Below are 22373 nucleotides of genomic sequence, written 5' to 3'. Positions count from 1 at the left end.
GCACTCGTTGCCGCTGCGCGGCCCAGACCAATCGGCCGCCGCATCGGCAGGGTGGCGATTTAATGTTTGCCTGCCCCGGCCGGCCAGTCACTCTCATTTCCTGGTCTGCGCCGGCGCTCATTCTGGGTGAAACGCGCCGTGATTAATCTGACGAGAATCTACATGACGTACATGATCGGCTCGACAGGCGGCGAATCGGTGATCGCCCGCGGCAAGCAGATCCGCGGATACAGCAGAATCTCATCGATGCATGACGTCAGCTCGCCGAGGATCGGCCGGACGCGGCCGCCGAGAGCGTCGGGGTTCGACATCCTCAGTTCGCGCAATCCGTCCGACAGTCGCTTCACGGACGCGTATCCCCAATCCGGCAACGGCCAGCAGTGCAACAGATAGCTAAGCGGTATGACGCTTCTGCTTTCGCACCAGATATCGAACAGGCGCTCGCATGCGGTGTTGAGGAATTCAACCGCGACTTCGCGGTTTTCTGAATGACCGTTCATAACGGGTCCGCTGATATAGACGATTTCGATAAAACATCCTAGGGAGACCGAGGGCGGCACACAGTCAGGAAGCCCGGAAAAATGCACTTCCGATCTGCTGAATATGCCGTCAGGAAATCCTGAATGCCTGCGCATCGGCATTTGGACGCCGGTCTGATGCCGTACGGGGCATCAAAAGCCATGCTCTGGGGAATGCGTCGACCTGTTCCGGACAACATCCCGCACTTCCTGACAAAGGGATTACACGGTTTGTCAGCACGATCAGGACGTGGCACGATGAAAAACCGATCAGGCGAGAATCTGCGCGGACAAGCGCCCAATTGAGCGCGTCATTCCTGTTTCGAGAAATCATCCATCCATGCATCGCAGGCGCTTTGTACTGGCAGCGCTGAGTGCGGCGGGCATCACGCTTCGCGCGCGTGCCGCGCCTGCCGACCCTCCCGTTCACTTTGACATCGTCTATCCCCGCATTCGGCCCGCCCGCGACGTGCACGTCGCGTTTGCGCTCGCCGTCCTCGATCTGGCCATGAAAACGGCCAACGCATCGTACACATTGCACTCAGCCGACATGGAAATGGAGCGCGGTCGCGCGCTGGCCGAACTGGCCGGCACCAACAACATGATCAATCTGCACTGGACGAGCATGGAGGCGCAAGCCGAGCGCGGCAGGAATGTAGTGCGGATTCCGATACATCGTGGGCTGATCGGCCACCGGGTGTTCGTCATCCGAAAGGATCGGCAAGCCGATTTCGACAAGGTCGAGCGCTTCTCCGATCTGAAAGCATTCGCGTGCGTGCAGGGAATTGGATGGATCGATACGGAGATCCTGAAAGCAGCCGGCCTGAATGTCCAGACCTCGACCTATGACACGATGTTCGAGATGACCCAAGGTGGCCGGGTCGACTATTTTCCACGCGGCTTAGTTGAAGCATTTACTGAACTCGATGGACGCCAGCACCGGGAACCGGATCTCGTGGTTGAGAACCGTCTGCTGCTGAAGTATCGATCGGATTTCATTTTCTATGTCGCCTCGGGCCACGAAGCGCTGGCGGAGACGATCGAAGACGGGCTCATCGCTGCGTATCGCAATGGCGCCTACATGCGACTGTTCAACTCTCATCACTACATCCAGGACGCGCTGTCACGCGCCAGGATCGCGTCCCGGCTGACCTTCACGCTCGACAACCCTTTCCTTTCCGAAGCGGACCGCAGGATTCCAGACGAGTACTGGATGAGCTGACGTCGTCCGCGGCGCGCCACGCCGTTGGAAGGGCTATGCCTGGGCCAAAATCAGGAAATCCTGATATCAAGCCGCATGCGGCGTCGCCGTATACATGGAGAGGCGGCGCTAGTCCCGCGACGCGGGCATCAACTCAAATGCAAACGGCCATAAGGAAAAGAAGTGAGCAAATTCGCCCACATCGTCAGGTTCAGAATCATTCGTCGCGACCCACGAACGCCTACACATGGACACTGACAGGTGAAGCCGCAGACGTTCGTCCTACAGGCGCGGCTTTGCGATCGCGCCGCGGCGCTCAAGACGCGCATGGCCGAAGCGCATGACAAAGCGAAAGAACTGGCCCAGCGCGCGGAGGGCTGTCTCGCGGTGCTGGATCACCTGCGGCAGGGCACGTCCGCCGCGGCAAATATCGCTTTGGCGGACGATGCCGGACCTCTTATCGAGGCGCTATATCGGGCGGAGAGTGACTGGCACGGTCAATTGCAGATGTTGAAGGGGCTGCTCACTGAACTCACGGATCAGAGTCAGAGCAACCGTGGCGAGATCGAGTCGCTCGCCTCGCACGCGTTTCGCTCGAAGACGACTCCTGAGGCGATTGCCGCCGCCGGGCGCGCTGTCGAATTGCACGAGGCCCACTTTCAGGAAGTCGACGCGCAATTGGACGCGGCGCGGTCATGGTTCGAACGCTTCGACGTGCAGATCAACGCGATTGTCGCCCGCTTGCGAAAATCGCCTTGACGATTCAATCAGGTTCTCGGCAGCTACGCAGCGTCGACAACCGGTATGCGCACGGTGATCGAGGTGCCGCTGCCAGGCGCGCTGAACATCGAGATCTCGCCGCCCGGCTTCCGCGAAATATCCGATCCGGCTCCAGGCGAAGGAGCGGCAAGCCGCGTTTGCGCCTTCAACAACGTCGCATTCCCCCGCAAATGGCCGGGGTTTACCCTCCAACACTGCGCTAACGCTTGCAATCTCCTCGAAGTGGAGCTCAAAATGTAAGCGCTATCATCGAGATGCCTGAAGCGAAATTGCCAAAAAATCCCATGAATAGCTCAAAATCACCGGCAAATGTAAGCGCTAACATACGCCACTGAACGACACCGTCGCCCAGGTGGATGCGCAATTTCCGGCCGCCCGACATCGCATCGGCGCGGCTTGCTCACACCAACCGAAGACATGAAACGGAGACAACGATCATGAGCGCAACACCGAGCCTCGAGCAGGCGCCACCGAGAGTCCGCCGCGCCCAGATCGTGGCGCTCACGCTGCTGATGGTGAGCGGCATCGTCAACTATCTGGATCGCGGCACGCTCGCGGTTGCCAATCCGCTGATCCGTCATGATCTCGGGCTGTCGCTCGGACAAATGGGGCTGCTGCTCTCCGCGTTCTCGTGGAGCTATGCGCTCTTTCAGTTGCCGGTAGGCGGCCTCGTCGACCGGATCGGACCGCGCAAGCTGCTCGGCATCGGCCTGATCGTCTGGTCGCTCGCGCAGGCGGCGGGCGGATTCGTCTCGACCTTCGGCTGGTTCATCCTCGCGCGGATCGTGCTGGGCATCGGCGAGGCGCCGCAGTTTCCGTCGGCGGCCCGTGTGGTGAGCAACTGGTTTCCGCTGCGCGCGCGCGGCAAGCCGACCGGCATTTTCAACTCGGCGTCGCCGCTCGGCACGGCGCTCGCGCCGCTGTGCCTGTCGGTTCTCGTCGTGCAGTTTCACTGGCGCTGGGCGTTCATCGTGACGGGCGTGGTCGGCCTCGTCGTGGCGCTCGTGTGGCTCGCGGTGTACCGCGACCCCGTCAAGGCCACCATGACCGAAGCCGAGCGGCACTATCTCGAAGGCGACGAAGCCGACCGCAAGCCGGCACCCACGGTCACCTTCGCCGAATGGCGCTCGCTGTTTTCGCACGGCACCACGTGGGGCATGCTGATCGGCTTCTTCGGCTCGGTCTACCTGAACTGGGTGTACCTCACGTGGCTGCCCGGCTATCTGACGATGGAACGCCACATGAGCCTGATGCATACGGGCGTCGCGGCATCGATACCGTTCTTCTGCGGTTTTCTGGGCTCGCTGACGGCCGGCTGGTTCTCCGATCTCATCACGAGCCGCAGCACGAGCCCGGTCGCGAGCCGCCGCAATGCGGTGGTGATCGCGATGCTCGGCATGGTCGCCTTCACGATTCCGGCGGCGCTCGTCGAGAGCAACACCATCGCGATCGTGTGCATCTCGGTGGTGATCTTTCTGGCGAATGCCGCATCCGCGAGTTCATGGGCGCTCGCTACCGCCGCCGCGCCGCCGAACCGCGTCGGCTCGCTCGGCGCCATCCAGAACTTCGGCGGTTTTCTGGGCGGCGCCCTCGCGCCGATCCTGACGGGCTACATCGCGCAGAGCTGGTCGTTCGTCCCCGCGCTGCTGACGGCCGCAGGCATCGCATTTATCGGCGCGATGAGCTACCTGCTGCTGGTGCGCAAGCCGATCGAAGACCCGTCCGCCCCAACCGAATCCGTGCGAGCGCCCGCATGATCGCGCGCGCCGCCTCGACTCAACGAACCCTCTCCGGGAGATCACGAGCATGACCACTTCCAAACAAGCCACCACGTCGATCGAAGGCATCGTCCCCGTGATGCTGACGCCGTTCGACGATACCGGCGCAATCGACTACGCCGGACTCGAACGCCTGATCGAGTGGTATATCGCGCATGGATCGGACGCGCTCTTCGCCGTCGCGCAATCGAGTGAAATGCAGTTCCTGACGCTCGCCGAGCGTGGCGCGCTGGGACGTTTCGTCGTCGACAAGGTGGCGGGCCGCATTCCTGTCGTCGTCTCCGGCCATATCAGCGACGACCCCGAGGCGCAGGCCGAGGAACTCAACGTCGCCGCAAGCACGGGCGCACAAGGCGTCGTGCTGGTGACGAACCGGCTCGACCCGAAGCAACAGGGAACCGAGGCTTTCGCGGCGAATCTCAAGCAACTGCTCGCGCGCCTGCCGTCCGACATTCCGCTCGGTTTGTACGAATGCCCCGCGCCCTACCGCCGTCTTCTCTCCGACGACGAATTGAAGCTGTGCATCGACACCGGCCGCTTCATCATGCTGAAGGACGTGAGCTGCGATCTCGCCACGGTCAAACGGCGCGTCGCGCTCGCCGCAGGTTCGCCGCTGAAAATCCTCAACGCCAACGCGGCCATCGCATGGGACGCGATGAAGGCGGGTTCCGCCGGCTTCAACGGCGTGTTCACGAACTTCCACCCGGATCTGTACAGCTGGCTGCGCAACGATGCGGCGCAAGACCCGGCTCTTGCGGAGGAACTCGCCACGTTCCTCGTGCTCGCCGCCGTCTCCGAATCGCTCGGTTATCCGGCTCTCGCGAAGATCTACCATCAACGGATCGGCACATTCGCCTCGATTCGCTGCCGCGTGATCGACTACGACGTGCGCGAACGCTTCTGGGCGCTCGATGCGGTGCTCGACAAGATCGTCGCCGGCACTGAGCATTTTCGTGGCCGTATTGCGGCACTCGGCGGGAACCGCGCCGTTGGCTAGCGTTTGCCCGGAGGACTTCCGGATCACAGGAACGTCCGCTGAAACTGTCACGCGCGCCCACGCTTCGCGCGCGTAGGCGGCGGTAAGATGGCGGGCGTTCTCCGATTCACTCTGCGCGTTCCAACCCGATGCCTGACTCCCTCGACCCGCCGGCCGCCGCCCGCACCCCGACGAACCGCGCTCGCCGCAGCACAGGCCGCAGCGTGCTGTCCGATGTCGCCAAGCTTGCGGGCGTCTCCACGGCAACCGTATCGCGGGTCTACAACGAGCCGGACAAGGTCTCCGCGAACGTGCGCGAGCGCGTCGAGCATGCCGCGCTCACGCTCAACTGGTTTCCGAATGCGGCGGGCCGCGCCCTCGCCTCCACGCGCAGCCATATTGCCGGCATCATCATTCCGACACTGGATGATCGCGTGTTCGCTTCACAGGTGAGCGGGATGCAGGCAGCGTTCGCGGCACGCGGCATCACACTGGTGCTCGGCTGCTCGAACTACGATCCCGCGCAGGCGCTCACGCAGGTGCGCGCGATGCTGGCGCGTGGCGTGGAAGCGATGGCGGTGGTGGGCGAAGCTCATCCGCCCGAACTGTTCGATGCGTTGCGGCTCTACCGCGTGCCGTATGCGGTCACGTACGCATATCGCAAGGACAGTCCGCACACCTGCATAGGCTTCGACAATCACGCGGCCTATGCGGAGATCACCGAACATCTGATCGCCCTCGGGCACCGCTCGTTCGCGGTCTGCATCCAGCCGACGCGCGATAACGACCGCGTGCAGGCGCGCGTCGCGGGCATTCGCGCGACGCTCGAACGTCACGGCCTCGCCGTGCGGCCGGAGCATATGTTCGAAGGCGAGTCGACCATGGGATTCGGGCGGCGCAGCCTGCGCACGATCTGGCAAGCGCCGGGCGAACGTCCCACCGCGATCATCTGCGGCAACGACCATATCGCGCTGGGCGTGCTGCGCGAGGCGGAGGAACTGGGCATCGCGATTCCCGGCGAATTGTCCGTCACCGGGTTCGACGATCTGGAAATGGCGCAGGAGATTCGCCCGGCGTTGACCACGATGCGCGTCGACACCTATGAGATCGGCCGGCTTGCCGCGCAGTATCTGCTCGACACGCTCGACGGCAAGCGTCCGCTGCACGGGCACGAGGTGCATGCGTTGTTTCAGCACCGGGAGTCGACGGGACCGGCCGCGAGATAGCCTCGCGGCGCGGCGCCTTATCGACGGACTACAGCGTGGCGGTCACGCCGCCATCCACATAAAGAATGTGACCGTTGACGAAGTTCGAAGCGTTGCTCGCCAGAAAGACCGCGGCGCCGACGAGATCTTCCACATCGCCCCAACGCCGCGACGGCGTCCGTCCAATCAGCCACTTGCTGAAGGTCTCGTCCTTGACGAGCGCCTCGGTCAATTCGGTCTTGAAGTAGCCCGGCCCGAGACCATTGACCTGGATGCCGTGCTGGCCCCAGTCGATCGCCATGCCCTTCGTCAGCATCTTCACGGCACCCTTGCTCGCGGTGTAGGCGGCAATGTTGGGGCGGCCCAGTTCGCTTTGCACTGAACAGATGTTGATGATCTTGCCGCGTTGACGCTCGATCATATGCCGCGCCACCGCCTGCCCGACGAGGAACACGCTGTCGACGTTGGTCTTCATCAGTTCCTGCCATTGTTCATGGGAGAACTGTTCGAGCGGCGCGCGACGCTGCATGCCGGCGTTGTTGACCAGAATGTCGATTGCGCCGATTTCGCGTTCGATAGCGGCGATCGCCTTTTCCACTTCATCCGCCGATGTCACGTCGAAACTTGCGGCATGGACGGTGGCCCCTTCATCGCGCAAACGGCTGACAGCCTCCGCCAGCCTCGCCTCGCTGCGGCCATTCAGAATGATTTCCGCGCCGGCGCCGGCCAGTCCTTTTGCGAGCGCGTAACCAATACCGGTACTCGACCCTGTGACCAGAGCACGACGGCCCGACAGATCAAACATGTTCAGATTGCTATTCAACTCAACCTCTCCTCGATTCTAATTCTTCCGATTTCCATTGCGTGCCAGCGGTTGCGCTCAACCATTGCATGACCTCTCGCAGGTTGCAAGCGCTGTCTTGCGACGCGCAAAGATGAAGCACTCCGGCTTCGCCCACAGGCGACTCGAGCGTATCGAACTGATCCGCGACCAGCGTCGCGGGAAACTCATGATCGGTCCGTCCCGCCACGCGCGCAATCGCCGCGGACAAGGGAATGTCGAGAAACACGAATCGCAGCCCGGCGACACGCGCGCGCATGCGCTCCCGGTAATGCCGCTTCAATGCGGAACAGGACAGTACCGCGACGCCTTGAATCTCGTCCATCTGCCCGGCAAGACGATCCAACCATGGTTCGCGGTCACTGTCGCACAAGGCGATACCGCGGCACATCTTGTCGCGGCTTTCCGCCGAATGATGCTCGTCCCCTTCGATAAACACGCCCGCCAGCGCGACGGCCAACTCACGCGCGAGCGTCGACTTGCCCGAGCCCGACACGCCCATCACCACTATCTTTTCTGTCACGTTGCACAATCCAGCCACGTTGTTCCGGCAGACGATCGATCCGATCGCGCCGGCCATTCAAGCGGCAGCGGTGCGCCGATGAGCGCACCGCTACAGCGCACGCTTTCCGCTTCAGGACACCGGCGTGAACTTGAGCTGGTTGATCGGCGTGACCTTGTCAGTGCGCGTCAGACCATAAGGCGTCTTCGGTCCGAGCCATTTGTTGAAGATCGCGCTCATCTCGCCGCTCTGCTCCATCGCCGCCAGCGCCTTGTTGACCGCGCTCAGCATGGCCGGTTCGTTCTGCCGCAAACCCACCGCGATGGGCTCGATCAGCATCGGCTCCGACGCAATCGCCACCGCGCCGTCCGTGCCGTCCACCTGCTTCGCGATCTTCGTGGCGGTCATCTGATTGGTCACGAAGCCTTTGACCTTGTTCTGCTCGAGTGCCAGAAACGCCGAGCTGGTATCGTGAAAGGTCACGGCCTGGCCATCCTTGATCGAAATCGGAATCGACTGCGCGGACGTCGAGCCGTCGGCGGCGCTGATCTTCTGCCCCGTGAAATCAGCCAGTTTCTTGCTCGCGTCGGCTTTCTTCACGACCAGGACTTCCTTGGTGGAGTAGTACGAGTCGCTGAAGGCAATCTGCGTGGCACGCGTCTTCGTATAGGCCAGGTTCGCCACCACGATGTCGACGCGCCCGAGCTTCAATTGCGGAATGCGTGCTTCCACGGCCAACGGCTCCAGCTTCGCCTTCACGCCCAGTTGCTTCGCCACGGCGTTGCATAGGTCCACGTCCATGCCTTCGAGCTGCCGCGTCTGCGCGTTCGGATACGAGAACGGCTCGACATTCGAATACACGCCGCAACTCAATTCGCCGCGACCCTTGATGTCGGCCAGTTGATCAGCATGGGCCGAGGCAATCGATGCAACCGCACCGCCTACGACCAACATCCCCGCAAAAACTTTCTTTACCTGCATCGTGATGCTCCTGAAGTGTATGTGTAAAGCAACCCATTGCTGATCAAAGGTGGGCAAACCGAATCGCTGAGGCGAACCCCTCGCCTCAATGCGTACGAAGATCGGACAGGAATCGCTGCGCGCGTTCGTGTTTCGGACGCGAAAAGAACTCTTCCGGCTCCGCTGTTTCGAGAATCTTCCCTGCATCCATGAACCACACGCGATCGGCGACTTCACGTGCAAAGCCCATCTCGTGCGTGACGCACATCATCGTCATGCCTTCCTGCGCGAGACTCTTCATCACGTTCAGCACTTCGCCGACCATTTCGGGGTCGAGCGCGCTGGTCGGCTCGTCGAATAGCATGGCGGGCGGATCCATTGCCAGTGCTCGTGCAATCGCGACACGTTGCTGCTGGCCACCGGACAATTGTGGCGGGAAAGCCTTGGCCTTGTTCGACAGACCCACACGCGACAGCAGATCCGCCGCCTTGCGTTCCGCTTCCGCACGCTTGAGGCCGTTCACACGCATCGGCGAAAGCGTGATGTTGTCCAGCACGGACAGGTGCGGAAACAGGTTGAACTGCTGAAACACGAAACCGACCCGGCTGCGATATGCATTCAGACCCAGCTTCTTGTCGTGAATATCCTGACCATCAAAAAAGATCTGGCCGCGGTTGATCTCTTCGAGCCGATTGACGGTGCGAATCAAAGTCGATTTACCCGAGCCGGACGGCCCGCACACCACCACGACCTCGCCTTTGCGAACCTCGGCGTTCACGTCCACGAGAGCGTGATATTCGCCGTACCATTTGTTGACGCTGGAAAACTTGATCATGCGAATTACCTCGATGTGATTGAACGCCTAGTTCTCGGTGGGCAGCGGGTCGGCCAGCGCGACGGCGTCGGCCTTGCGGGTCTTCGCCACGACACCGGCACGCTTGCGTGTCACGCGCCGCTCCAGATACTGCGCAAGCTGCGTCAGCGCATAACAGAGGGCGAAGTAGCTCAAGGCGAGAATCAGGTACACCGGAAACGGCTTGGTCAGCAGCCGGTTGTTGATCTGATCCGCCGCGAAGGAGATCTCCTGCACGTTGATGATGTAGCCGAGCGACGTTTCCTTGATCGTCGAAACGAACTGCGTGACCATGCTCGGCACCACGTTGTAGAGCGCTTGCGGCAGAATGACCGCGCGCATGGTCTTCATGTAGCTCATGCCGAGCGCACGCGACGCTTCGGCCTGCCCTTTCGGCAGCCCCTCGATGCCGGCGCGGATGATCTCGCCGAGATACGCGGAGTCGTAGATCACCAGCGCGCACAGCATCGTGACGAATCCGGTGACCGGATAGCCGGTCAGCACAGGCACGAGAAAGTACACCCAGAAGATCACCATCAGCAGCGGAATGCCGCGCACCATGTAGACGAGTCCGGTGGCCGGCGCCCGCAGAAAGCGGAACGGGCTGATACGCGCCAGGGCGACCAGAATCCCCAACGGAAAAGCAATCACGAGTGCCGACAGCGACAGCAGTATCGTCAGCACGATGCCGCCTAGCGGTCCATGCGGATACTGCCCGATAAGCAGCAGCGTCCAGTTGTCGCGCAGGATGTCGAACATGTCACTTCACTCCCGGAATGCGGTAGTGCATCGCGATCCTGGCGCCGCCCAGCATGATGACGAGGGACAGGCCGAGATACACCACCGTGGCGACGAAATACGATTCGAAGGACAGGAAGGTTTCGTTCTCGATTTGCCGGGTGACATACGTCAGCTCCGCGGCGCCGATTGCCATGGCGAGACTCGTGTTCTTGAACAGCAGCACCGCGTGATTGACCATCGGCGGAATCGAATTGCGCAGCGCTTGCGGCAAGATCACGAAACGCATGCCGTTCAGGAAGTTCAGACCCAGCGCGCGCGAGGCTTCATACTGACCGTAGGAAATCGCGCGCAGTCCGCTGCGGATGTCCTCGCTCAGATAAGCCGCACTGCACAAGCCGATCGCGATCACCGCGAAGATGAACTGACCGTTGTAGTGGTTCAGTACGGTCTGCAGCGAGTCCGGCAAGATGTTCGAAATGCCGAAGTACCAGAACAGGATCTGGACCAGCATCGGCACATTGCGATGGTATGCAACGAACGCCGCGACGAAGGCCGTGGCGAGACGATTGTTGGTGAGGCGGATCAGCGTGAGAAGAATGCCCACCATCAGCGAGAGGGTCCATGCCAGCGCGGCCATCGCGAGCGTGAGTTCGATCCCGTGAAGGAACAGCGCCCCGTAGTCGCCTTGCAGCACTGTCGCCAGATCAAAATGAAGTTTCATGTTGCCCATCCCAGTGATTCGGATCGAAGCGATGACCACGGTCTGATTCGACCTGCGGCGGCATCGTTATCTCTGCGGAGGTCGTCGTCGACTCCCGTGTTGAATTGATACTAGCTCGCAAAAAAAGGCCGTTGCAGAGGCCTTTCTTCTGGTGCAATAAGTTTCGGGAATGATGAAGCGAGCGGGCTTCCGGCAACGGAACAGACGGGGTTCTGCATGGTGTTTGTCTCCTGTATGCGGCGCCTCTTTGAACGCCTCATCAGTGGATGCGCGCCTCTGCGGGCGCGCACAATTTCTCGCGAAACGACGCCGGCGCGGCCCGCCGCGCCGGTCTTCGCTCAGGCTGCCGCGGTTGGGCGAGCCAGCACCTGCGGATTGACCGGTGTCGGCGGCTTGCCGGCCGAAGCGCCGCAACCCAGCGCGGCGAGCAAATTGTCTGCGCAAAGCGACGCCATTGCACGCCGCGTGCTGACGGACGCACTGCCGATGTGCGGCGTCAACACCACGTTCTTTTGTGCGAGCAGCGCCGCACAGACCACCGGCTCGCCTTCGAATACGTCCAGACCGGCCGCCGCGATGCTGCCTTCGTTAAGCGCCACCGCGAGAGCCGCATCGTCCACCACGCCGCCGCGGGCAATATTGGTCAGCGTGGCCGACGACTTCATCTGCTTGAGCTCGGCCGCGCCGATCGCATGGTGCGAGCTGGCCGAGTACGGCACCACGACGATCAGATGATCGGACTCGCGCAGCAGCGTCTCCTTGTCGACATAGCGGGCCCGGCAGCTCGCCTCGACATCCGGCGCCAGTTGCGAACGATTGTGATAGATCACCCGCATGTCGAAACCGAACGCGCCGCGCCGCGCGATGGCCTGGCCAATGCGGCCCATGCCGAGAATGCCGAGCGTCGCCCCATGCACGTCGCTGCCGACGAACATGTCGTAGCGCCCGGTCTTGGTCCATTCTCCCGCGCGCAGGAAGTGTTCCGACTCGGTGATGCGCCGGGCTGTTGCCATCATCAGTGCGAAGCCGAAGTCGGCGGTGGTGCCGGTGAGCACGTCGGGCGTATTCGTCACCAGCACGCCGCGCGCGGTGCAGGCTTCCACGTCGACGTTGTTGTAGCCGACGCCGATATTGCACACTGCCTTGAGCTGCGGGCAGGCATCGAGCAAGGTCGCGTCGATCTTGTCGCTGCCTGCCGTCATGGCGCCCACTTTCCCTTGCAACCGGGCGATCAGCTCCTGCTGCGTCCAGATCGTATCTTCCGGGTTGTCGGTCACGTCGAAGTTCGCGCGCAGACGATCGACGATGTCCGGAAATGACGCACGGGTAACCAGTACCGATGCACGCATGGAAAACCTCCTTGTAGAACTCGGGTGATGTTTCTTGCGCATGGGCCATTGGCCGCGCAAGAGTCGGAATGGCTTAGCCGAACGCGCCGACCTCGCGGGTCACCGCGGTCGATATCTCGCGATTGCAACGGAATGGCCGCGCCGTCGGCATGAAGGTCTCGGCGTGCTCGCGCACATGGGATCCGGCCGCGCACCGCCGGCAGCAGCAGCACCGCCGGCCTGGCGCGCAAGTCGCGCGGCACGAACCGAAGACAGGCGTGGACTTATGCGTCGTTGCCAGCCGGATCGCGTTTGATCGTCGTCAGACCGCCGGGCACCTGCAGCGTGGGCAGGATTTCCATATTGCTGATATTGACCGCCAGCGGCGCGGCGATCGCGAAGGCAATCGCATCGGCAATATCTGAGGGCAGCGGCAGCTCGAAGCCATCAATAAACTTCTTGCGCGCCTCTTCGATATCGCCATGCACGTGACCGAAGATATCCGTGGCAACACGGCCCGGGCAGATCTCCGTCACGCGCACACGCCTGCCCGTCGCGTCCACGCGCAACTGCCGCGACAACGCGTGAATACCCGCCTTCGTGGCGCTGTAAATGGAGTTGCCGTTGAAGTTGTAGATGCCCGCGATCGAGCTGATATTGACGATATGGCCGCGATCCCGTTCGACCATGCCCGGCATGGTGAGGCGCACGAGATGCAGGACCGCTTGCAGATTCACTTCCACCTGCAAATCGATGTCTTCGGCCCCGGCGTCCAGAATCGAGCCTTTGGTCGATATGCCGGCATTGTTCACGACGATATCGAACGGAACGTCCTGCGTGAGTTTCGTCAGCGCCGCCAGATCGCGCACGTCGATCGCGTGCGGGATGCAACCGGTGCGCTCCGCCAGTTCATTCAGACGATCGGCGTTGCGGGCGAGCGCATGCACTTCGAGTCCTTCACGGCGGAAGCGCTCGACGATCGCCGCACCCATCCCTGTCGAAGCGCCCGTCACCAGCGCGGTCTTATAGTCTGAAAACGGCATGAATGACCTCTATCTGTAGTTCTGAAATACCGCACCTTCGAGGCGTGCGACAAGCCTGTTACCAATGTATACGCCGTGAAAACGTCGGGCAAAGACGGATTGGCTTTGTAGCGATAAGGCCGGCTTATGGTTCGCCGGATTCGCCGGATTCGCCGGGCTCGCCGATGCGCCGCCTAGCGCACGAGCTTCGACACCGGCACCACCCGGCCACCCGCCGATTCGATCACGCCGCGCACCGTGCGCGCGAGTTCGACGGCGCCTGGCGTGTCGCCGTGCAGCAGGATCGATTGGACCGCGATCTTGAGCTTGTTGCCGGTGATCGTCGTGATGGTGCCCTCTTCGAGCAATTCCTTGACACGCGCCAGCACGGCCGCGCGGTCCTTGATGACCGCGCCCTCGAGTTTGCGCGACACCAGCGCGCCCTGGTCGTCGTAGGCACGGTCGGCGAGAAACGTGTTGGCCGTGCGAATGCCGATACGATCCGCGGCCCGCTCGATTTCCGTATTCGTCGAAACGCTGATGATCACATCGCGGTCGAACTCGGCGACGGCCCGCACCAGCGGCTCGGCCAGCACGTACGACGCCGCGGCCATGTTGCCCAGCGCGCCGTGAAAGCTCATGTGCGTGACGCGATGCCCCGCGGCTTTTGCAATGCCGGCGAGCGCGCCCATCTGATACACCACGTAGTTCGCCAGCTCCAGCGGGTCGGCCTGAATCTGCCGCCGGCCGAAGCCCATCAGGTCGGGAAAACCCACGTGCGCGCCGACATCGATCTGGCGCGCCAGAGCCATCCGCACGGTCTTGTCCATGATCACGGGGTCGCCCGCGTGATAGCCGCACGCGACGTTGGCGGACGAGACGATATCGAGCATCGCTTCGTCCTCGCCCATCCGGTACGGTCCGAAGCCTTCACCAAGGTCCGCGTTCAGGTCGATTTCCACAATTCACTCTCCGTTCTTTGAGCGCTCTACGCCGCCGGCGAGAGCTCGAGCAAGGGCGTTCCATACCCGACTGTCGTTCCGTGCGCGGCAAGCGTGCGCGTCACCACGCCGTTCACTGGTGCGACCAGCGGAATGCACAACTGCGCAATCTGCAGCAAGCCGACGATGTCGCCCGGTTTCACCTGAGCGCCCGCTTCGACCAATGGCGTCGAGTGCGCCGGATGCGTCGCCAGAAAGATGCCGGCCGAACTGGCATTCACACTGACGGACTGCGGTTGCGTGTTGTTCGATGCCCGCGCCGCTGCCGAGGCTGAAACCGCCTGCGAAACCACATGATCCGTCGCGCTTGCATCGGCCGCACACGAGGCCCGCTCCAGCGTCAAGCGAACCGTCGTCCCGGCCCTGCTGATTTCGATGAACTCGATATCGACCGCTGCCAGCCACGACGTGATCTGCCGAAGCTCGCCGATATCCACTTCGTTTTTTTGGGTCATGTTTCAGTGTCGGGAAGGACGAAAGAGCTCAACGAGATTACGCACTTTGACGAGATAGCCGTTCAGTTCGTCCAGTGCCGCAACGGCTTCAGGATAGGTCGTCTTCACAAAGCGAATCTTCGTACCAATGCGCGCCTGCGCAAGCCGCCACAAATCCGCTTCGATGACCGTGCCGATCTTCGGATAACCGCCCGACGGCTGCGCATCCCGCAGTTGAATGATCGGCTGTCCGTTATGCGGCACCTGGATCACGCCCGGCACGATGCCATGCGAACGCTTTTCGATCGCATGCGTCGGGACCAACGTCGGGCCGGCAAGGCGATATCCGTAACGATCGCTTTGCGGCGTCACTTTCCAGCCGTCGCGCCAGAAGGTCTCCAGCGACTCCGGCTGGTAGCAGTCGTATTCGGCGGCGGGCAGCACGCGGACCACGGTTTCGCCCGCTTCGGCTGCGGGAACGGATGACGGCGCCGGCAACGAGTACTCCGGTGGCACCGTGCCGAAGCCCGCCGCGTGCGCAGGATCCTGCGACGCCGCGCGGCCGGCCAGCTCAGCCGCCTTGAGCACATCGCCTTTCTGCAACTGACGGCCGTTGTAGCCGCCGAATTGACCGCGTAACTGCGTGCTGCGCGAGCCGAGCACGACCGGCACATCCACGCCGCCGGCAAGCGACAGATAACAACGTGTGCCGCTGGCCGGTACGCCGATCGTCAGCACGTCGCCCTGTTTCGCCTGCACCGTCCACCACGGCAACACCGGCCGCTCGCCCAAACGCGCCGCGCAATCGGCGCCGGTGATCGCGAATGCGAGGTCTTCAAGGAAGCGGATGCGGAACGGGAACATCGGAATCTCGATGCCGGCGGCATCGTCTGGATTGCCGAGCAACAGGTTGCCGACCGCGAGCGCGAGCCGGTCCATCGCGCCGGCCGTCCCCACGCCGTAGCGCAGATAGCCTTCGCGACCCTGGTCCTGCACGGTCGCGAGCGCGGACGAAGACAGTATCTCGATCATGGAACAATCCTCTCGACGCGAAAACGGATCATGTCGCCGGGTGCGAGCGTCGCGGGGTTCGCGCGCGCCGGGTCGAAGAACGACATCGACGTATGGCCGATGGTGTTCCAGCCGCTCGGTCCCGCGGATGCCGAAACACCGGTTTGCACGCCGCCGATCGACACCGCACCGCCCGGCAACCCAAGCACCGGCACCTTGCGCCGCGGCGTGGCGATTCGCGGGTCCATTCCACCGAGGTAGCAGTAGCCCGGATGGCTGCCGAGCGCATAGACGGTATAGAGCGGCGCGCAGTGCAGCTGCACGACTTCATCGACGGACAGTCCGGTGTGATCCACCACGTCCTGCAGATGCGGCCCGAACTCGCCGCCGTACTCCACCGGCAGTTCCACGACGCGTCCGTCGATCTGCAACTCGCCGGCCGCGGCCCACGCGTCGCGCAATGCAGCGTCGAGCGAATCCAGGTCCGCTGGCGGCGTGAAAAACGTCAGCATCAGATTGGTCACGCCGGGCACCGCTTCACGCACACCCGGCCACGTTTCGACCTCGCGCGCGAGCGCCCAGATGCGGCGCTGCGCATGCAGATCGAGTGCGCCCGGCGCTTCGAACAGCATCGCCGTGGTGCCCAGCATGCTGATGCGAAGCGGCTGCTCCGATTCGTCCTGTTTCATTGCAAGGGCAGTCCTGTGTGAATCCGGTCGTAGCCGTTCGACTGCGTCCGCGTGCGCGATCGACGCATGTTCAACAGTCAGCGTCATGTCTGTTTCCTCTTGGCGAGCCAGCGCTCCAGATGATGAATATCGACCCCGCCTGCGCCGAATCCTTCGTCTTCGAGCATGGCCCGATGCAACGGCACGTTGGTGCGAATCCCTTCGACGCGCATCTCCGAGAGCGCAAGACGCATGCGCGCCAGTGCCTCGTCACGGGTTGCGCCGTGCGTGATCACCTTGGCGATCAGCGAGTCGTAGTAAGGCGGCACGACAGCGCCGCCGCTCATATGCGAGTCGACCCGCACGCCGTTGCCGCCCGGCAGCTCCCACACGGAAATCTTGCCCGGGCAGGGCACGAAGGTGAACGGGTCTTCGGCGTTGATCCGGCATTCCAGCGCATGGCCCTGAGTGCGAATGTCCGATTGACGAATCGTCAGCGCGTGCCCTTGGGCGATGCGAATCTGTTCCCGCACGATGTCGATGCCCGACGTCATTTCCGTCACGGGATGCTCGACTTGCAGCCGCGTGTTCATTTCGATGAAGAAGAACTGATCGTTCTCGAACAGGAATTCGAAGGTGCCAGCGCCGCGGTAATTCGTCTGCCGGCACGCCTCGACACAGCGCTCGCCCACTTGCCGGATCAGTTCCGGATCGATGCCGGGCGCGGGCGCTTCTTCCAATACTTTCTGATGACGCCGTTGCAGCGAACAATCGCGCGAGCCCAGCCACAGCGCGTTGCCGTGCGTATCGCACAAGACCTGAATTTCGACGTGACGCGGATGCTCGAGAAACTTCTCGACGTAGAGTTCGGGCTTGCCGAAGGCGCGGCGCGCTTCCTCGCGTGTCACCGAGACCGCTTCGAGCAACTGTTCGGGGCCGGGCACGACGCGCATGCCGCGTCCGCCGCCGCCGCCCGCCGCCTTGACGATCACCGGATAGCCGATTTCCTCGGCGACGCGCAGGATCTCGGCGGAGTCGTCGGGCAAACCGCCGTCCGGGCCCGGCACGCAGGGCACGCCGGCCGCGCGCATGGCGCGTTTGGCCGCGACCTTGTCGCCCATCGTGCGGATCGAATCCGGTTCGGGGCCGATGAAGGCCATGCCCGCCGCCTCGACCTGCGCGGCGAAATCGGCGTTCTCCGACAGGAAGCCGTAACCGGGATGAATCGCCTGCGCGCCGCTCACGTGCGCGGCGAACAGGATCGCGGTCCGGTTCAGATAACTCTGCCCCGGCGAAGCAGGGCCGATGCACAGCGCCTCGTCGGCGAGACGGACATAGCGGGCGTCGGCGTCGGCCTCGGAATGCACGGCGACGGTTTTCAGGCCCAGTTCACGGCAGGCGCGCTGGATTCGAAGCGCGATTTCGCCGCGGTTGGCGATCAGTACTTTATTGAACATGGTCGTTCAGCCGATCCGGAAGAGCGGCTGGCCGGATTCGACCTCGCTGCCCGGCGTCACCAGAATCTCCAGCACAGCGCCGCTGAACTCGGACTCGATCGCGTTGAACATCTTCATCGCCTCGATCGTGCAGAGCACTTGCCCTTCCTCGACCGTGTCGCCGGGGTTGACGAATGGCGCCTCGCCGGGCGCCGGTGTCAGATGAACGACGCCGAACATGGGCGCACGGACGAGTTGCGGTTCATGCGCGGTTGCGGAAGTTGCGGAGACTGCTGGGATTGTGCGCGTTGTATCGACGGCTTGAGCCGGCGCCGGCGTTTGAGTGCCTTGCGCTTCGGGGGCGAATGCCGTGGCTGCGCTTTCCTCGCCCGATGGCGCATCGGCCCGCTTACCGCGCCGTTTGGCCTTCACGAGCTTGACCCTTTCCTCGCCCTCGATGACTTCGAGCTTGCGAAGCGGAGATTCCGCCAACAGGTCGATAAGCGCCTTAATCTTCTGGAGATCCATCACTGAGTCCGTAGCCGGTTGGATGCACTCCGGCTCACTGCAAGCCGGGCGATCGACGATGGACTCAATGTATCCGTCACATAAAAATTGCGCCAAGACGGTTTGGCTTTGTAGCGATAAGGCGCGCTTATGTATCGGCGGTATCGGCGCCGGGCTCGAAGCGCACGTCGAGCGCAAGGTCGCCCGCCAGTTCCAGCAGGATGTCCTTGACGGCCGCGGCGGGCTCGGAAAGCGGCAGATGGTCGGACAGACAGACCGAAAGTGGAATCTTGATGACCGGCGAAACGATCCGGCATTGCACGATATCGCCCGCTGCCGCGACCACGCGCGCGGTGGAATCGGGCAGGATCGTCGCGCCGATACCCGCACTCACGGCCGCCGAGAGCGTCGACGCCGATTCGATTTCGGCCACCACTTTCGGGATCATCTGCACGCGCGCGAATCCTTCGTCGACGTATTTGCGCAGATAGTTGTACGGACGCGGCAGCAGCAAAGGCACATCGCGCAATTCGGTCACGCCGATCTGCTCCTGCGTGATGCCCATGCTGCGCGGCGCGACAAGGAACAGTTCCTCGTTCATCAGAAGCTGGAACGACAGGCCGTGCACAGGCTTGTCGCCATACAGCACGGCCATGTCCATGCGGCCGTTCATGATCAGTTCGCTGAGCGTCGTGCCGAAGTTCTCGTTGATATACAGCAGGATGTCCGGATGCCGGGCCCGCACGGTTCGCAATAGCGGCAACGACAGCGCCGATGCCCCGGTGCCGGGCGCCAGGCCCACCGAGACCTGGCCTGACAGCGTCTGGCCCGCGCTTTTCACGTCGGCCTGCGCCTGTTCGTACTGGCGCAGGATCAGCTGTGCATGGCGATACAGCGTGGCCCCTGCCTCGGTGGCGGTGACGCCGCGTTTCGTGCGCACCAGCAGTTGTTGCTGGAACTCGTCCTCGAGCGTGATCAGTTGCTGGCTCAGCGCCGGCTGGGCGATATGAAGCACTTCGGCGGCCTGGGTCAGGCTGCCGATATCGACGATCTTCACGAAGTACTTCAAACGCCGCAGGTTCACGGTAGTCGCGTCTCAACGTTGGGGGATGGCAACAATGATAGGGCAAGCGCCGCCCGCCGCACAGTGCTTAAAAAACTCCCTGCTCGCTCTGGCATGCCGGAAAAGGCGCTGTGTCAGCGTATTCCCCGCATGGACCACGGCTGCGGGAGCCGGACTCGCGCGCGTGTCTTCGCGTCATAAGCGGATGTTATTGCCCCAGCGGAAAGACGTCTTGGCTTGAACTTTTTCTCACGCTTAATGTGAAGGCTCGTTAAATGCTGTTGAGGAGTCAAGTGTGAGTGCATCGCGCATCGCCGCCCGCGTCCAGCGAATCAAACCTTCGCCGAGCAGCGCCGCGGCCGACCGCGCCGCGGAACTGCGGCGGCAGGGCAAGACCATCGTCAACCTCGTGGTCGGGGAACCCGACTTCGACACGCCGGCGCATATTCGCCAGGCCGCATTCGAAGCGATGGAGCGTGGCGAGACACGCTATACGCAAACAGCGGGCACGCCCGCGCTGCGCGCCGCCATCGCCGCGAAGCTGCAACGCGAGAACGGCCTGTCGTACGATCCGAAGCACATCATCGTCACATGCGGCGCCAAACACGCGATCTTCAACGCGCTCGCCGTGACCGTGGAAGCGGGCGACGAAGTCCTGATTCCCGCGCCGTACTGGGTCTCGTACCCGGACATGGCGCTCGCCTGCGATGGCGTGCCGGTCGTCGTGCCCTGCACCGAGGCGGACAGTTTCAAGCTCACGCCCGCCACGCTCGAGGCGGCGATCACATCGCGCACGCGCTGGCTGATCATCAATTCACCGACCAATCCCACCGGCGCGACCTACGCGGCCGATGAACTGCGCGCGTTGGCGGACGTGCTGCTGCGTCACCCGCAAGTGCTGGTGATGATGGACGACATCTACGAGCACATCCGCTTCGAAGGCGAAGCGTCGCAGCATCTGCTGTCGATCGAACCCGAACTCAGCTCGCGTACGTTGGTCGTCAACGGCGTCTCCAAGACTTACGCGATGACCGGCTGGCGCATCGGCTATGCAGCCGGCCCCGCCGACCTGATCGGCGCGATGGACACGCTCCAGTCCCAATCCACCAGCAATGCCAGCTCGATCAGTCAGGCCGCGGCGCTTGCGGCGCTGACCGGCGATCAGAGCTTCGTGCAGCAATCCGTGCGGACTTATCGCGAGCGACGCGACCACGCGCTCGAAGCGCTCAACGCGATTCCCGGCATCAGTTGCAAAACGCCCGGCGGTGCCTTTTATCTGTACGTCAATTGCAGCGGCATGATCGGCCGCACGACGCCGCAAGGCAAGCGTCTCGAAGGCGACGTCGACGTGGTGCTGTATCTGCTGGAGCACGCGGGCGTCGCGTTGGTTGCCGGATCGGCCTACGGCGTCTCTCCTTTCTTCCGGATGTCGATCGCCACGAGCATCGAGATCATCGACGAGGGTTGCAGGAAGATCGCTGCCGCAGTCGCCGCTTTGAACTGAGAGTACGGCGGCGATGCGATAGACCGCATCGTCGCCTCGTAAAAAGACATGCCGCGCCGACAGGACGCGGCAGTCGGCTTGGAGCTTTCCATCTTTTCGTCAATCTGCAAGGGGATCTATTCGTGAAAAAGCATACTTTAGGCATACTAACTGGATTTGGACTGGCCATTTCGGGGATCGCGCACGCACAATCGAGCGTCACCCTCTACGGCATCATCGACGAAGCCGTGCGCTACGACACCCACCAGAACAAATCCGGCGGGAAGCTTTTCACGATGGGTAGCGGCGGCGAGATTCAGGGAAGCCGCTGGGGCCTGCAGGGAACCGAAGACCTGGGCGGCGGCATGGCTGCGATCTTCCAGCTCGAAGGCGGCTTCACGCCGAATACCGGCGTGACGCAGCAATCCACGCCGTCCGGCGCGGCGCGCCTGTTCGGCCGTACCGCGATGGTCGGGCTCAGCACGCCCTACGGCACGGTGACGGCGGGCCGGCAATACACCCTGGTGCACGAAATGGGGTGGATGCACGATATCTATGCGTTCGCCAATTACACCGGCACGGTCGGCTTTCAGGGCGCGGGCCTGACCGGCGGCGGCCGTCTCGACAATACCGTGCGTTATACCTCGCCGACGCTTGCCGGCTTCACTCTCAAGGGCGCGTACACGTTCGGCCAGACAGCGGGCAGCATTCACCAGAACTCGTCGCCGGCCGTGAGCCTGTCTTATGACAACGGCCCGTTGAGCGTCGGTGCGGCTTACCAGATCGTCAACGACATTGGCGGCCTGAATCCTTCGACCACCGCCTACGGCAGCACCTACTTCGGCGTGACGATTCCGGACAGCTCGCAAAAGATCTTCACGGCGGGCGCGACCTATAAATTCGGCCCGGCGAAGGTGTACGCCTCGTATATCTACAGCCACGTCTATCCGGCCGACTATCGCAACGACTCGTTCTCCACGGCCCTTCAGTACACCATCACGCCCGCGCTCGTGCTCGATCTGCCGTTCTATATCGACTTCGTCCACCACGCGGGCCAGAGCGGCACGCGCATCACCGGCGGCCCGACGCTCGATTACCTGCTGAGCAAGCGGACCGACGTCTATGTCGGCGTGGACTACAACCATCTGACCGGCGCATGGACCACCCTCGCCGCCGCGTCCGGCTCGAACCAGCCGTTCTATGGCTTCAATTCGCTGTTCGAAGCCGCGATCGGTTTGCGCCACAAGTTCTAACTCCCGCGTTTTCTTCCGGCATCTCTCGACACCGGAAGCACGTTTCAACAGCCAAACCACATCGGGACGCGCTGCCGCGTCCCGATCGTCA

The 22373-nt window shown here is 62.7% G+C and carries 24 protein-coding genes; 8 read left to right on the top strand and 16 right to left on the bottom strand.

Annotation, left to right across the window (positions count from 1 at the left end; all coding sequences use genetic code 11):
- Window positions 1-158: 158 nt before the first annotated feature.
- Window positions 159-641 carry a hypothetical protein gene (locus PQR42_RS18790; RefSeq protein ID WP_408387121.1) on the bottom strand — a complete coding sequence of 161 codons (483 nt, stop codon included), beginning with the start codon at window positions 639-641 and terminating at the stop codon, window positions 159-161.
- A gap of 217 nt (window positions 642-858) precedes the next feature.
- On the opposite strand from PQR42_RS18790, the gene PQR42_RS18785 reads away from it, so the two are divergent.
- The 6 genes from PQR42_RS18785 to PQR42_RS18760 all read left to right on the top strand — a co-directional run bounded on the left by PQR42_RS18785 (window position 859) and on the right by PQR42_RS18760 (window position 6479).
- Window positions 859-1740: a transporter substrate-binding domain-containing protein gene (locus PQR42_RS18785; protein WP_408387122.1), complete on the top strand. Its 882-nt coding sequence runs from the start codon at window positions 859-861 to the stop codon at window positions 1738-1740.
- A gap of 240 nt (window positions 1741-1980) precedes the next feature.
- A complete protein-coding gene (locus PQR42_RS18780) occupies window positions 1981-2478 on the top strand; it encodes a hypothetical protein (protein WP_408387123.1) in 498 nt (165 codons plus the stop codon).
- Window positions 2479-2523: 45 nt separating this feature from the next.
- Entirely contained in the window at window positions 2524-2739 is a 216-nt protein-coding gene (locus tag PQR42_RS18775) for a hypothetical protein (RefSeq protein WP_408208482.1), read from the top strand.
- 197 nt (window positions 2740-2936) lie between these two features.
- Window positions 2937-4256 (top strand): MFS transporter, encoded by a 1320-nt coding sequence (locus PQR42_RS18770; RefSeq protein WP_408208480.1) that lies wholly within the window; start codon window positions 2937-2939, stop codon window positions 4254-4256.
- Window positions 4257-4305: 49 nt separating this feature from the next.
- Window positions 4306-5274, top strand: a complete 969-nt coding sequence (locus PQR42_RS18765; protein WP_408387124.1) for a dihydrodipicolinate synthase family protein — start codon at window positions 4306-4308, stop codon at window positions 5272-5274.
- Window positions 5275-5402: 128 nt separating this feature from the next.
- Window positions 5403-6479, top strand: coding sequence for a LacI family DNA-binding transcriptional regulator (locus PQR42_RS18760; protein WP_408387125.1), 1077 nt, complete (start codon window positions 5403-5405; stop codon window positions 6477-6479).
- 28 nt (window positions 6480-6507) lie between these two features.
- On the opposite strand, the gene PQR42_RS18755 is transcribed toward PQR42_RS18760, so the two are convergent.
- The 15 genes from PQR42_RS18755 to nac all read right to left on the bottom strand — a co-directional run bounded on the left by PQR42_RS18755 (window position 6508) and on the right by nac (window position 19567).
- The gene (locus PQR42_RS18755) at window positions 6508-7263 is read right to left on the bottom strand and encodes a glucose 1-dehydrogenase (protein ID WP_408387177.1); all 756 of its coding nucleotides are present in this window, start codon (window positions 7261-7263) and stop codon (window positions 6508-6510) included.
- Between the two features lie 19 nt (window positions 7264-7282).
- A complete protein-coding gene (locus tag PQR42_RS18750; RefSeq protein ID WP_408387126.1) occupies window positions 7283-7822 on the bottom strand; it encodes a gluconokinase in 540 nt (179 codons plus the stop codon).
- Window positions 7823-7933: 111 nt separating this feature from the next.
- Entirely contained in the window at window positions 7934-8782 is an 849-nt protein-coding gene (locus PQR42_RS18745) for a transporter substrate-binding domain-containing protein (RefSeq protein WP_408208469.1), read from the bottom strand.
- Window positions 8783-8867: 85 nt separating this feature from the next.
- Entirely contained in the window at window positions 8868-9596 is a 729-nt protein-coding gene (locus PQR42_RS18740) for an amino acid ABC transporter ATP-binding protein (protein ID WP_408208466.1), read from the bottom strand.
- A 27-nt stretch (window positions 9597-9623) separates the two neighbouring features.
- Entirely contained in the window at window positions 9624-10373 is a 750-nt protein-coding gene (locus tag PQR42_RS18735) for an amino acid ABC transporter permease (RefSeq protein WP_408208463.1), read from the bottom strand.
- A 1-nt stretch (window position 10374) separates the two neighbouring features.
- A complete protein-coding gene (locus PQR42_RS18730) occupies window positions 10375-11076 on the bottom strand; it encodes an amino acid ABC transporter permease (protein ID WP_408387127.1) in 702 nt (233 codons plus the stop codon).
- A gap of 338 nt (window positions 11077-11414) precedes the next feature.
- Window positions 11415-12425, bottom strand: a complete 1011-nt coding sequence (locus tag PQR42_RS18725; protein WP_408208457.1) for a 2-hydroxyacid dehydrogenase — start codon at window positions 12423-12425, stop codon at window positions 11415-11417.
- Window positions 12426-12688: 263 nt separating this feature from the next.
- On the bottom strand, window positions 12689-13447 hold the full coding sequence (locus PQR42_RS18720) for an SDR family oxidoreductase (protein WP_408208454.1): 759 nt from the start codon (window positions 13445-13447) through the stop codon (window positions 12689-12691).
- Window positions 13448-13620: 173 nt separating this feature from the next.
- Window positions 13621-14388: a LamB/YcsF family protein gene (locus tag PQR42_RS18715; protein ID WP_408208451.1), complete on the bottom strand. Its 768-nt coding sequence runs from the start codon at window positions 14386-14388 to the stop codon at window positions 13621-13623.
- 26 nt (window positions 14389-14414) lie between these two features.
- On the bottom strand, window positions 14415-14882 hold the full coding sequence (locus tag PQR42_RS18710) for an acetyl-CoA carboxylase biotin carboxyl carrier protein (RefSeq protein WP_408208448.1): 468 nt from the start codon (window positions 14880-14882) through the stop codon (window positions 14415-14417).
- Window positions 14883-14885: 3 nt separating this feature from the next.
- A complete protein-coding gene (locus PQR42_RS18705; protein ID WP_408208445.1) occupies window positions 14886-15893 on the bottom strand; it encodes a 5-oxoprolinase subunit C family protein in 1008 nt (335 codons plus the stop codon).
- Window positions 15890-16561, bottom strand: coding sequence for a 5-oxoprolinase subunit PxpB (pxpB, locus tag PQR42_RS18700; RefSeq protein ID WP_408208442.1), 672 nt, complete (start codon window positions 16559-16561; stop codon window positions 15890-15892). The genes PQR42_RS18705 and pxpB overlap by 4 nt, the downstream gene beginning before the upstream one ends.
- A gap of 83 nt (window positions 16562-16644) precedes the next feature.
- Entirely contained in the window at window positions 16645-17997 is a 1353-nt protein-coding gene (accC, locus tag PQR42_RS18695; RefSeq protein WP_408387128.1) for an acetyl-CoA carboxylase biotin carboxylase subunit, read from the bottom strand.
- Between the two features lie 6 nt (window positions 17998-18003).
- On the bottom strand, window positions 18004-18504 hold the full coding sequence (accB, locus tag PQR42_RS18690; RefSeq protein WP_408208436.1) for an acetyl-CoA carboxylase biotin carboxyl carrier protein: 501 nt from the start codon (window positions 18502-18504) through the stop codon (window positions 18004-18006).
- 127 nt (window positions 18505-18631) lie between these two features.
- Window positions 18632-19567 carry a nitrogen assimilation transcriptional regulator NAC gene (gene nac / locus PQR42_RS18685; RefSeq protein ID WP_408208433.1) on the bottom strand — a complete coding sequence of 312 codons (936 nt, stop codon included), beginning with the start codon at window positions 19565-19567 and terminating at the stop codon, window positions 18632-18634.
- Window positions 19568-19841: 274 nt separating this feature from the next.
- Between nac and PQR42_RS18680 the strand changes: the two genes are divergently transcribed.
- Window positions 19842-21050, top strand: a complete 1209-nt coding sequence (locus PQR42_RS18680; protein ID WP_408208430.1) for an aspartate transaminase — start codon at window positions 19842-19844, stop codon at window positions 21048-21050.
- A gap of 122 nt (window positions 21051-21172) precedes the next feature.
- Window positions 21173-22282, top strand: a complete 1110-nt coding sequence (locus PQR42_RS18675) for a porin (protein ID WP_408208427.1) — start codon at window positions 21173-21175, stop codon at window positions 22280-22282.
- The last annotated feature ends 91 nt before the right edge of the window (window positions 22283-22373 follow it).

Origin of the sequence: Paraburkholderia sediminicola (assembly GCF_046027355.1) — a bacterium.
GTDB lineage: Bacteria > Pseudomonadota > Gammaproteobacteria > Burkholderiales > Burkholderiaceae > Paraburkholderia > Paraburkholderia sediminicola_B.
This window is presented reverse-complemented; position numbering and strand designations above follow the sequence as displayed.